The 11,765-nt window shown below is 60.9% G+C and carries 9 protein-coding genes; all 9 read right to left on the bottom strand.

The window, feature by feature from the left end; translation table 11 throughout:
- Nucleotides 1–423, bottom strand: a 423-nt coding sequence (locus VJR29_01345; GenBank protein ID HKY62040.1) for a hypothetical protein, incomplete at its 3' end; no start/stop codon positions are given.
- A 306-nt stretch (nt 424–729) separates the two neighbouring features.
- Nucleotides 730–3,126, bottom strand: a complete 2,397-nt coding sequence (locus VJR29_01340) for a DNA translocase FtsK 4TM domain-containing protein (GenBank protein ID HKY62039.1) — start codon at nt 3,124–3,126, stop codon at nt 730–732.
- Between the two features lie 107 nt (nt 3,127–3,233).
- Complete coding sequence (ftsZ, locus tag VJR29_01335; GenBank protein HKY62038.1) at nt 3,234–4,577, bottom strand: cell division protein FtsZ; 1,344 nt, start codon at nt 4,575–4,577, stop codon at nt 3,234–3,236.
- A gap of 311 nt (nt 4,578–4,888) precedes the next feature.
- Nucleotides 4,889–6,574 carry a hypothetical protein gene (locus VJR29_01330; protein HKY62037.1) on the bottom strand — a complete coding sequence of 562 codons (1,686 nt, stop codon included), beginning with the start codon at nt 6,572–6,574 and terminating at the stop codon, nt 4,889–4,891.
- A gap of 158 nt (nt 6,575–6,732) precedes the next feature.
- Nucleotides 6,733–7,629, bottom strand: a complete 897-nt coding sequence (locus VJR29_01325; protein ID HKY62036.1) for a capsular polysaccharide synthesis protein — start codon at nt 7,627–7,629, stop codon at nt 6,733–6,735.
- A 10-nt stretch (nt 7,630–7,639) separates the two neighbouring features.
- Nucleotides 7,640–8,866 carry a cell division protein FtsA gene (gene ftsA, locus VJR29_01320; GenBank protein ID HKY62035.1) on the bottom strand — a complete coding sequence of 409 codons (1,227 nt, stop codon included), beginning with the start codon at nt 8,864–8,866 and terminating at the stop codon, nt 7,640–7,642.
- A gap of 46 nt (nt 8,867–8,912) precedes the next feature.
- Complete coding sequence (locus VJR29_01315) at nt 8,913–9,704, bottom strand: FtsQ-type POTRA domain-containing protein (GenBank protein ID HKY62034.1); 792 nt, start codon at nt 9,702–9,704, stop codon at nt 8,913–8,915.
- Nucleotides 9,701–10,633 carry a D-alanine--D-alanine ligase gene (locus VJR29_01310; protein ID HKY62033.1) on the bottom strand — a complete coding sequence of 311 codons (933 nt, stop codon included), beginning with the start codon at nt 10,631–10,633 and terminating at the stop codon, nt 9,701–9,703. Before VJR29_01310 ends, VJR29_01315 begins: the two co-directional genes overlap by 4 nt.
- Nucleotides 10,620–11,600 (bottom strand): UDP-N-acetylmuramate dehydrogenase, encoded by a 981-nt coding sequence (gene murB, locus VJR29_01305; GenBank protein ID HKY62032.1) that lies wholly within the window; start codon nt 11,598–11,600, stop codon nt 10,620–10,622. Before murB ends, VJR29_01310 begins: the two co-directional genes overlap by 14 nt.
- Nucleotides 11,601–11,765 lie beyond the last annotated feature (165 nt).

The raw sequence follows: 11,765 nt of genomic DNA, 5'->3' as shown, positions 1-11,765 counted from the left end.
TTCCTCCTCAGCGGCTTTGGCCACCGACTTCAAGACATCGCTTCGTTGGTCCTTGGTGAAGGCTGAGACGTCGCCCAAGACATGGCGGATATTTTCCCGGCCTTCCTTGGAGTTGTATTGGTTCCGAACGAAGACGTCGGCATCGATCTCGATGAGCTTGGCTTGGAATTCCTTGAAAAGGGCTTCAGTCTCGGTGACCGAGATGACGGTGTAAAAGTCGGAATCGATCTCTTGGTAGAGTAATTTAAGCAGAGGCTCGAAGTTTTCGTCTTCGAGCAGATCCCGGTAGGGGTTCTGAAAAGATTTGCCGTCGTTCAGCTCGGCTTGGCGCTGAAGGAACTCTTTGAATTCGGCAAAGTCCTGAATCTTGACCTTACCAACATCCAAGGCGCCGCAGCCGTCCCGCAGCAAGGCCGGCACCATCGGCCCCAAGAGCTTCTTCAGCTCCTCGCGATATCGCCGATGTTCGCTCGAGATCCCGTTCGCATCGGTCCCACCGGCTTGCGAAAAAATATCCCCTTCCGGAGAGGGGTAAAAGGCAACGCTATCGAATCTAGGCTTTAAAGCTCTTCCCTCGGACATAACACCTCCGAGGGTCGTACTTGCAATCGAAATGCCGAACTTAAAAATGTTAAATATTTAATAAATTCAAATGTTTAATGAATAGCCTGGCACTGTTATTTGTTCCCATTTTGGGAAGTAAATTGAGAAGTAATACCTGGAGGGAATCTAACCTTCGGTACCGTAGCCCCGCGCCAAAACCTCGCGACCCTTGGCGCCCATCGGCGCGCTGACGATGCCTTCGGCTTCCATCCGCTCGATCATCCGGGCGGCCCGGTTGTAGCCGATGCGGAGGCGGCGCTGGACCATGCTGATCGAGGCCTGGCCGGTTTCGGTGACGACCGAGACGGCCTGATCGTAGAGCTCGTCGCTCTCCTCTTCCATCCCGCCGGGACCGGCCTCGGTGGGATCCTTCATGTTCATGATCTCTTCGTTGTAGACCGGGCGCCCTTGGGCCTTGAGGTGATCGACGATGCGCAGCACCTCTTGATCGCTGACATAGGCGCCGTGGACCCGCATCTGCTTGGAGAGGCCCGGCGGGATGAAGAGCATGTCGCCGTTGCCCAAGAGATGTTCGGCGCCGATCGAGTCGAGGATGGTCCGGGAATCGTGCTTGCTCGTCACCTTGAAGGCGATCCGCGAGGGAAAGTTGGCCTTGATGATGCCGGTGATGACGTCGACCGAGGGCCGCTGGGTCGCCAGGATCATGTGAATGCCGGCGGCCCGGGCCATCTGGGCCAGGCGGGTGATGTACTCCTCGACCTCGCGGCCGGCGACCATCATCAGGTCGGCTAATTCGTCGATGATGATGACGATGTAGGGCAGCTTGGCGTCGTGGGTGATCGGCATCTCGCCCTCGGCGGTCGGCTGGGGCTGATGGTCCTTGAAGCCGCCTTTCTCGAACTTCTTGTTGTAGCCGGCGATGTTTCGGACTTGGCCGTCGGAGAGCAGCCGGTAACGCCGCTCCATCTCGGAGACCGCCCAACGCAAGGACATCGCCGCTTTCTTGGGTTGAGTGACGACCGGCAACAAAAGATGCGGGATATTGGAATAGATCGACAGCTCCAGCATCTTCGGATCGATGAAGATGAAGCGGACGTCCTCGGGCGTGTTGCGCAGCAACAAGCTCAGGATGAAGGAGTTCAAGCCGACCGATTTACCGGCGCCGGTGGCGCCGGCCACCAATAAGTGCGGCATCTTGCCTAAGTCGGCGACCACCGGGATGCCTTCGATGTTTTTGCCCAGGGCCAGGGTCAGCTTGGACTCGGCCTTCTGGAAGCGGGCATCGGCGACGATCTCTTTGTAATAGACGGTCTCGCGCTCGTGGTTCGGGATTTCGATGCCGATGGCCGGCTTGCCCGGCAAGGGCGCCACGATGCGGACCGGCCGGCCGCCCATCGAAAGCGAGAGGTCGTCGACCAAGTTGGTGACCTTGTTGACCTTGACGCCGGCCGCCGGCTCGAACTCGTACATCGTGACCACCGGCCCCGGATGGATTTCGGTGACCCTTCCCTCGACGCCGTAATCGCGGAGCTTGCTCTCCAGCAGCATCGAGGAGGCCTTGAGGCTCTCCTCGTCGACGGTTTGCTCGGCGGCGCTGGCCGGCACCGGATCGAGCAGGCCGATCGGCGGCAGCTCGAAATCGCCGGAGAGCTTTTGAATCGGGAGCTGGTCTTCCTTCTTCACCTCGTTCTTGACCGCGGTCCGCTGGAAGATCTTGGGCTCGGCGCCGCCGCCGGCGGCGGGAGCCCCGGCGGCCACCGGCGGCGGGGGCGGCAATTCGGGATTCTTGGCGGCGGCCGGAGCCGGCGCGGCTGGCTTGGCCTCGACCTCGCGGCGCTGGATGTTGATCTTGGGTTTGGCGGCGGGCAGCGCGGTCCGGGCTTGAGCCTGGGCTTCCTTCTCGGCCCGCTCTTTTTCCAAGCGGCGCTTCTCGAAGAACTTCTCCAAGCGGGCCCGATAGATCGTGAAGACCGAGCCGATCTTGGCGAAGATCCCGACGAAGAAGTTTTTCACCAGGCGGCCAAGCTCGACCAAGGAGATCTTGGTTCCCCAGATCAGCGCCAAGAGCCCGACCGAGATGACCAAGAGGTAGGAGCCGGCGTCGCTCAGGTAGCGGCGAAGCTGCTCGCCGACCACCGCCCCGACCAAGCCGCCGGCCAAGGTGGTTTGGCCGAAGAGCGAGATGGTGTTCCATTTGAGCTGGAAGAGCACCGAAGCCATGACCAAGGAAAGGGCCAGCAACAGGGCCTCGGGCACCCGGATCCGCTCCCGCTTCTTGGTGAAGCAGAGGTAGGCCGCCAAGAGCAGGAAGGAGGCGATCAGGAAGCTACCCAGGCCGAAGCCCGAGATGAGCAGGTCGGCGAGATAAGAGCCGACCAAGCCGCCGTAATTTTGGATGTCGCGGCCGCCGGCCGCCGAATTGAGCGAGGGATCGCGCGGCGAATAGGAGTAGAGACAAAGGATGACGAAGATCCCGAAGGTCAGCGACACGATGCCCATGATCTCGTGGAGATAGCCACGGGACTCGGGGGCCTCTGGTTTTTCAGAATTCTTCCTTGGCATAAGATCCCCCCTCCCCCCTTGCGGGGGAGGGGCCGGGGGACAGGGGGTGTGGCAAAGCAAGCATTTGCTTTAGGCCACGCCCCCTCTCCCGCAAGGGGAGAGGGAAATTAATCCGCCTGCTTTCGCAAAAAAGTGGGAATGTCGTACTCGTCCTGGCCCATGTCGACCACGCCGATCTCGGCGACGAGCTTCTTGAGCTCGCTGACCTCGCCGCCGCCGCGGGGCTTGAGCAGGTCGAACTGGCGGTCGTCATCGTCCAAAGTCGGCGCCTCGCGGGCGAAGAATTTGGCGCGGATATCGGGTTGGGGGGCTTCGTGGCGCTCGAAAGTAGCGGCCGCTGCCGCCGCCGGCGCCGGCTCATGAGACGGAGCGCTGGAGCGGATGACCACCGGCGAGGGCGCCGGAGGCAGGCTGCTGGCGGCCGGGGCGCCGGCATGGACGCCGGTCTTGTACTTCGGCAGCATGGTGGCCGGAGCGTAATTCGATTTCTTCACTTCCTTGTTGAAGCCGGTGGCGATGACGGTGACCCGCATGGCGTCCTTCATCTTCTCGTCGATGACCGCGCCGAAGATGATGTTGGCCTCCTCGTGGGCCTCTTGCTGGACCAGCTTGCTGGCCTCGTTGACCTCGAAGAGGGTCATGTTGGCGGGGCCGGTGATATTGATGATGATGCCGGTGGCGCCGTTGATCGAGACGTTCTCGAGGAGCGGCGAGCTGATCGCCTTTTGGGCCGCCTCCATCGCCCGGCTTTCGCCCTGGCCGGTGCCGGTGCCCATCAGGGCCATGCCCATCTCGCCCATGATGGTCCGGACGTCGGCGAAGTCGAGGTTGATCAGGCCGGGGATCGTGATGAGGTCGCTGATGCCCTTCACCGCCTGGAGCAGGACCTCGTCGGCCATCTTGAAGGTGTCGATCATGGCCGTGTCCTTGCCGGCCACGGTCAGCAGGCGCTCGTTGGGGATGACGATCAGGGTGTCGACGCTCTCGCGGAGGGCCTCGATGCCGAGGTCGGCGTGCTTGGAGCGCTTTTTGCCCTCGAAGGAAAAGGGCCGGGTCACGACGCCGACGGTCAGGGCGCCCAGCTCCTTGGCGATCTTGGCGATGACCGGGGCGGCGCCGGTGCCGGTGCCACCGCCCATCCCGCAGGTGATGAAGACCATGTCGGAGCCGCCCAGGACCTCGGCGATGGTGTTCTGGTCCTCCATCGCGGCGTTGCGGCCGACCTCGGGGTTGGCGCCGGCGCCCAGGCCCTTGGTGGCCTTGGTCCCGATTTGGATCTTGATCGGGGCGTCGGAGAATTTGAGCGCTTGAATGTCGGTGTTGGCGGCCACGAAGTCGACGCCGTCGAGCTTGGCCCGGATCATGGTGTTGACGGCGTTGCCGCCGCCACCCCCGACTCCGATGACTTTGATCTTGGCGTTCTGGGCGAGGTTCTCTTCGAATTCGAACATGAGGCTCTCCTCTCAAGGTCGGCGTTATCGACGGCGCAAAGCAGCCGACGATTCATGATTGGAATTTAATTGGGGACCTAGGAAGAGAACATCGAGGATGGAAGAAATCCTCGATTTATCGAGACCCTATACTTCTTTTGTCGAGAAACCCAACAAAAAAATCGCCCTTAGGGGCCCGTTGACCGCATCCGGCGCGGCGAAAATGAAGTTCTGAATTTTTTCCGCTTTCTATTTATGGGAGCTTATAACCGAAATTGAAAGTAGGGCTTTAGCTAGAAAAAACCTTCTCGAAATGGACGACAAGCGGCTAGCTAGCGCGGCGTCAGTCGAAAAATACGGGGTAGCCCTGGCAAGAAAGGTCCGGGAATCATTGTTTCGCCGCTGACGCCGGAAGCCGAAAATCCGGCCGGCTGTTCCGCAATGTCCCAGCTCCCTGGAGGTAAATTGGCGAAAGTGGCGGCGCCAAGAATGGGAAATGAATAAAGGTGGCTAAGCTCGCAATCAAAGGCCTCCGCCTGGGGCGTGCAGGTCACCTCGGCCCATCTCAAGTCCTCCAAGCAGGATTCGCAGTGCTTATTGCCGTCGGCTCCGCCCACGACATTGCCCTGGCCGTTGAAAGCTCCGCTTCCCGCCTCATAAGCCACCAGCGGGGTATCCGGCGAGGAGCCTCCTCCTCGCTGGATCTGGGTTAAATAAAGCCCGCCATCGATGAAACGGTCTCCACGACTCGTCACGCGGCCTTGGTCGAAAGCGAAAATTTCGGAGACTCCTTCGTCCTCGACCCGTAGCACTCGAACTCGGCCGGCATCCAAGGCGCTTCCATCGGGCACGAAAACCCAGGCTCCTCCGACCGCGAACTTATTCAAGGAAATTAATGGGGTCGAAGGATTCATCGTGAAATTCGAGTGGAAAGCCCGCTCTTCCAGAGTCTGAGGGTCGAGCACGAAAAGTCCGGCATTGTAATAACCATTCCCGAGCATCAGGAGCGAAGACCCGGCCGCGTCGAAGCTGATATCCCGGACATCGCCGTAGCTTCCGTGAGAAGAGGTAAAGACGGTTCCGAAATCGGAGCAATCGTCCAAGGATAGCCCCCGCAAAGCCGACCACCCGCTCCAGGCGTATCCACCGTGAAGCAAGAAGCGGAAGCTTTCCTGGGCCGCAGTCGCCTGGCAAATCGGCAGGCCCAAGCCCAGCCGATGGCTGGTGAACACCGCGCCGCTTCCCCCCGCATTGTCCCAAGAGATCGCTAGACGGTCGGTCGCTGGATCGGCGACGGCGGCCCCTGGCTGCTGGCCGTTGGGGCTGGCCAAACGGTACTGCTCGGTGCAGTCCGAAGCGGATGCCACCACCGCCATCGGTAGGGGACCCAGGAGCAATTCGACCACCCGGTTGTCGGCGATCAAAAAATTGCCGGGCTGGGGGCCGGTCGATAAATCGGTAGGAACATATTCGCAGGAGAGCCCGCCACTTTCGCGGTTTAGACGGGTAATCTCACCGTTCGAGCCGGCGATGAAAACCGCCTCGTCGGTAGCGGCGACCGCGGAGCAGCCATGAATCGTCGAGCAAGGAGTGGCCCAAAGGATCTGGCCATCCCGGTTGAGCGAATAGGCATAGTCGCGGGTAGCGGTATAGATGCGGCCCTCGGTGTCGGTTGCAAAACCGTAGGTCAGCCCACCCTCCCCTACCGACCATCGACGTAAAAGGGAATGGGAGGTTCCGGGCATTGCCAAGTGAAACCGGAGGCTATTCTCGATCTGAACATGAGGCGGAGGCAAAACAGGCCCGCCGCCCGCGTCGCCGCTACCGCCACCCGATCCCCCTTCGGATCCGTCGATGTTTCCTCCATCCAAAGGCGGAGGCTCATCCCCGGTCAAGGGCCCATGAGAGCTGCAACCGGTCAAAAGCAAAAGATTCCAAGGAGAAAACAGTAGGGGCGATTGCTTGCGCCATTCCGGCGAATGAAAGACCGGCGGATCCGACAATGCGGAGCGAATCATCGATTGGCGATCGAATCGGGGCGATTCCTGAACTGAAGAATCCGCCGGAGGGATATCGCCCACGGGCCCTGGCAAGCGAAATGGAGAGATCCGAGGAGCCGTCATAGATGAGAGAAATGATCGACCATTAAGCTTAAAAGTTGCACAAAACTATGGAGTCAGCGCTCGGACAGGAGGCGGCGAAGAGTCCTCGATAGCAGCCCGCCCTGCCGCAGCACTTCTTCCTCGGAGAGCGCGCGATACCATTCGGGCATCCGCGAATTGTGCAAACCGATGATATTGGCGCCGGGCCGGAAGAGATCGGGCACTTCGAGCTTGGGATCCAGCCAAAAGCGGCGGAACTTCTGCACCGAATCGTGGCGCCGGCCGAAATGGCGGTTCTCGGCGATGAAGCCATGTTTCTTGGGCGGGAGGCTCTTGAAGTAGCGGCGATAAGGCCCGAGCTTGACCAGCCACCTCCTTTGATTGGCGACCTTTTGCCAAAAACTCTTCGAGGCCGAATGGTAAGCCCGGCGCGACCGCCAGAGGCGGTCGAAGGTCCGGCCAAAGGGCAGATTCAGGCTGAGCTCAATCATGGCGTCGGTCAGGACGCTGTTGCCGACGTAATCCCATTCGTTCTTGAAGGGCGCCGGACCCTGCCGCAGCTCCTCGAGCCGCTCCCGAACCCCTTCCTCGCAAATCGTGAGGATCTTGGCCCCCGGCCGGGCCGCCATGAAACCCATGTGGAGGCCGAAGAGGACGATCTCGCTTTCCCTAAGATGCTCCAAAAACCAGGAAATATCGCCGCCGATCAAGGTGTCGGCATCCATGAAGATCCCGCCCTGGCGCTTCAGGATCGCGACCATATAGGCGTCCTTCTGGGCGGCCAGACCCAGGGTCTTCAGCATCTCGAGGTCGAAGGTGTCCTTCCCGATGTAATTTTCGATATTGGAATGGTCGGTCAGAATCAGAGGATGATCCGGGAGATGCTTTTCCCAAGTTCGGATGCAGAGCCGAATATAGGCCGGCATCCGTTCCCGGGGCTCCCAAAAAGTGAAGATGGGGAGAGGGCTCATGGCCGGGAGATTAGAAAATCTCGCCGAACCACTCCTTCATCCGGCCTTTGACCTTGGCGTAGATGTTGGATTCGCGGACCTTGAAGCGGGTGGCGTCGTTGCCCTTGGATCCGGCGATGACCAGGCCCACGCCGGTGGCGTACATCGGGCTCTTGACCACGTCGACCAGGCCGCCGATGGCCCGAGGCACTCCGCGGCGGACCGGCATGTTGAAGACCTGCTCGGCCAGCTCCGGCATCCCCTCCAAGATGGTGCTGCCGCCGGTGATGACCACGCCGCTGGCGATGCGGTCGTCGTAGCCCGACTTGAGGATCTCCTGGCGGACCAAGGAGAAGATCTCCTCGACCCGGGGCTCGATGATCTCGGAAAGAATCTGGCGCGAAAGGATCCGGGGCTTGCGGCCGCCGACCGAGGGGACCTCGATGGTCTCGTCCTTCTGGACCATCGAGCTCAGGGCGCAGCCGTATTTTTGCTTGATCCGCTCGGCCTCGCTGGCCGGCGTTCGCAGGCCGACCGCCACGTCGTTGGTGACGTGGTTGCCGCCGAGGGTCAAAACCGAGGTATGGACCACCGCGCCTTCGGACAAAACCACGATGTCGGTGGTGCCGCCGCCGATGTCGACCAGGGCCACGCCCAGTTCCTTCTCATCGGGGGTCAGAACCGCCTCGCCCGAGGCCAGGGGCTGAAGGATGATGTCGGCGACGTTGAGGCCGCAGCGGTTGGCGCACTTGACGATGTTCTGGGCGCTGGTCACGGCGGCGGTGACGATGTGGACCTTGGCTTCGAGCCGGACGCCGGACATGCCGAGGGGCTCTTTAATGCCGTCTTGGTCGTCGATGATGTATTCCTGGGGAATGACGTGGATGACCTCGCGGTCGAGCGGGATGGCGACGGCCTGGGCGGCGTCGATGACCCGAACCAGGTCGTTTTCGCCGACTTCCTTGTCCTTCACCGCGACGATGCCGTGGGAATTGATGCCCTTGATGTGGCCGCCGGCGATGCCGGCATAGACCGAGGTGATGTCGCAGCCGGCGACCAGCTCGGCCTCGCTGACCGCCCGCTTGATCGATTCGACCGTCGATTCGATGTTGATGACGACGCCCTTGCGCAGGCCCTTGCTGGGGTGGGAGCCGATCCCGATGATGTCGATGCCGTCCTCGGTCACTTCGCCAACGACGGCGCAGACCTTAGTGGTGCCGATGTCGAGACCGACGATCAGATCCTCTTTCTTGGCCATTTTTTCTAAATTCCCAGGTTTTAGGCTGCGTCCAAACAGCCGAATACTACAAAGTCATGAGGACTTTTCCCGGATAATTGAGGTCGATGGAGGAAATCCGCGAATTAGACTTCTCGATTTTTTCCCAGATTTCCTGAAACTTTTTAAGCTTTTCCGGGAAGTCCTTCAGTCCCATTTTGATACTATACTTTTTCTTTTCTGGGTAGAGGGTAAATCCAATATTTTTTTCGTACTGAATTTCGCTGAGCCCCATCGCGGCGCCGAAATCGGTCTCGCGGAAAAGTTTTTGCAGCAGAGCGGCGTCGGCGATGCGCTTTCGGGTGGTCGAAGCCTCCAGCAGGATTTGATCCTCGTCGAAACCCGAGAGCACCACCAGATCGCGGCTGTCGTCGCTGTCGCTGATGTCCTTGAAGATCTCGCCATCGGCATCGACGTAGAAGAGCCGGTCCGAAGCGTTCATCACGAAGGCCGGCAGGCGCTCCCGGATGTCGATGACCAAGCTATGGGGCAGCCGGCGCTGGACCGAAACCGACTTGAAATAAGGATGAAGCAGCAGGCGGCCCTGCACTTGGGCCACCGGAATCTTGAAGAGGTTGGTGCCGAGGGTCACTTGGCTCCGCTTGAGGATCTCGGCCTGGCTCAGGCTTTGGGGCGCACCGAGGATCTCGATCTTGCGGAGGGCGAAGAAGTCGAAGCGCATCAGGGCCATCCGCCCGCCCCAGATCATGGCCCCGGCCAAAGCCAATCCCAGCACGGCCCGGCCGAGGAAGCGGAAGCGGCGGCGCTTGGCCTCTTTCTTGACGTTCTTCCGACGGATGAGGGGGCTGCGTTTCTTCACTGGATCTTGAGCCTCGCGCTATCCAGGATCTTCTCCACCAGCTCGCCGAAGCTGATCCCGGCCACCGCGGCCGACTTGGGCACCAGCGAGGTCCCGGTCATCCCGGGCAAGGTATTGATCTCGAGAAAACAGGGCGTTCCCTGGGCGTCGAAGATGAAATCGGCCCGGGCCACGCCCTCGCAACCGAGGCGGCGGTAGATTCGCTTGGCCTCGTCCTGGACCCGGCGGGTCCAATCCTCGGGGATCTGGGCCGGACAGGTGTAGGTCGTCGCGCCCGGAGTGTACTTGGACTGATAATCGTAGAAGCCGTTCTTGGGCACGACCTCCAGGACCGGCAGCGGCTCCTGGTTGAGCACCGGCACCGTGACCTCGCGGCCCTCGACGAAGCCCTCGATCAAAACCCGGCTGTCGAGCTGGGCGGCGGCCAGGACGGCGGCCTTCAGCTCGGCCCGGTCCCCGACCTTGGCGATGCCGATGGTCGAGCCTTCGCGGCTGGGCTTCACCACCACCGGCAAGCGCAAGTTGAAATTGGCCAAAAAGCCGTCGATGTTTTCGACGAAGGCGTCGAAAAAAACCGAATCGGGGGTGGTCAAGCCTTCCTGGCGGGCGACGTCCTTGGTCAGGTACTTGTCCATCGCCAGGGCCGAGGTCATGACCGAAGAGCCGGTGTAAGGGATGTTGAGGATCTCGAGCAGGCCCTGGATGCAGCCGTCCTCGCCATAGCGGCCATGGAGAGCGAGGAAGGCGACGTCGATCGCCTTCTCCTTCAGTTGTTGGACGATGTCGGGGCCGACGTCGATCGGAACCGCGTCGAAGCCGCGGAGCAAAAGCGCGTCGAGGACGGCGGCCCCGCTCTTCAGCGAAACCTCGCGCTCTTTGGAAAGCCCGCCCATCAGGACGCCGACGATCTTGTCCTTAAAGGAGCTCATCCTCTCCGATCACCTTGACCTCGAGCTCGAGCTTGAGATCGAGCTCTTCCTTGACCTTGTCGCGAATCAACCCGATCAGCACCAGCACGTCCTTGGCGCTGGCCTCGTTCTCGTTGACGATGAAATTGGAATGCTTGGAGCTGATCCGGGCGCCGCCGACCCGCACGCCCTTGAGGCCCAACTCCTCGATGATCTGGGCGGCGAAGCCCTTGTCGGGGTTCTTGAACACCGAGCCGACGTTGGGCAGGTCCAGCGGCTGGGATTCGTGGCGCTTCTTCTGGTAAGCCGTCACCGCCTCTTGGACCGCGGCCGGGTCGCCTTTTTGGAAGCGCAGCTTGCCCGAGATCACGATCTCCTTCGAGGGTAGATTGGAGCTGCGATATTCGAATTTGATCTTCTTCTTGGGATAGGCGTGGACCGTCCCGTCGGGCCGGAGCACGGTGATCTCCTCGACGAATTCCTTGATCTCGCCCAAGCGGGTGCCGGCATTCATCTTGAGGGTGCCGCCGACCGAGCCGGGGATTCCGTAGAGGGTCTCGACGCCCTTCCAGCCCTTTTGCTTTCCGCTCTCCACGACCTTAGGCAACGGAACGCCCGACTCGACGTCGATCAGGACTTCACTGTCGGTTTCGTCGAGCACCTCGAAGCGAGTGAAAGTCTTTTGCAGCCGGAAGACGATGCCGCGGATGCCGCCGTCTCGGACCAAGACGTTGCTGCCCCAACCCAAGACCATCCATGGAACGTGCTGGGCCTGGGCGAACTCGATGATCTTTCGCAAGTCGTCCAAGTCGGCCGGATAGACCAAGACGTCGGCCGGCCCGCCGATCTGGAGAGTGGTGTGGCGTTTCAGCGGCTCTTCGAAGCGCAGCTCCCCGCGGGCCAGGGCGCGGAGCCGGTCCTGCCAACCAGCCTCGGGGCGCGGCGGCGTCCTCTCTTGGAGGAGGGTTTCGATCGATGCGGCGTCCATATAAAGGGGTCCTCTAATCCCGGTTTCCCCTCCTTTGTAAGGAGGGGCGGGGGGAGGTAGAGCGTTGGGATCATGCAAAATGACTGCATGACGCAAGTCTCTACCCCTCCCTCACCCTCCCCTTACAAAGGGGAGGGAATCTTCTTTGGCTTTAAGGGGTTTCTT

This window comes from bacterium (assembly GCA_035281585.1).
Lineage (GTDB): Bacteria > UBA10199 > UBA10199 > DSSB01 > DSSB01 > DATEDP01.
This window is presented reverse-complemented; position numbering and strand designations above follow the sequence as displayed.

What these genes read in the sequence shown, in the direction of transcription:
- VJR29_01340 (HKY62039.1), bottom strand. Translation starts at nt 3,126, where the DNA reads ATGCCAAGGAAGAATTCTGAAAAACCAGAGGCCCCCGAGTCCCGTGGC.
- ftsZ (HKY62038.1), bottom strand. Translation starts at nt 4,577, where the DNA reads ATGTTCGAATTCGAAGAGAACCTCGCCCAGAACGCCAAGATCAAAGTC.
- VJR29_01330 (HKY62037.1), bottom strand. Translation starts at nt 6,574, where the DNA reads ATGATTCGCTCCGCATTGTCGGATCCGCCGGTCTTTCATTCGCCGGAA.
- VJR29_01325 (HKY62036.1), bottom strand. Translation starts at nt 7,629, where the DNA reads ATGAGCCCTCTCCCCATCTTCACTTTTTGGGAGCCCCGGGAACGGATG.
- ftsA (HKY62035.1), bottom strand. Translation starts at nt 8,866, where the DNA reads ATGGCCAAGAAAGAGGATCTGATCGTCGGTCTCGACATCGGCACCACT.
- VJR29_01310 (HKY62033.1), bottom strand. Translation starts at nt 10,633, where the DNA reads ATGAGCTCCTTTAAGGACAAGATCGTCGGCGTCCTGATGGGCGGGCTT.
- murB (HKY62032.1), bottom strand. Translation starts at nt 11,600, where the DNA reads ATGGACGCCGCATCGATCGAAACCCTCCTCCAAGAGAGGACGCCGCCG.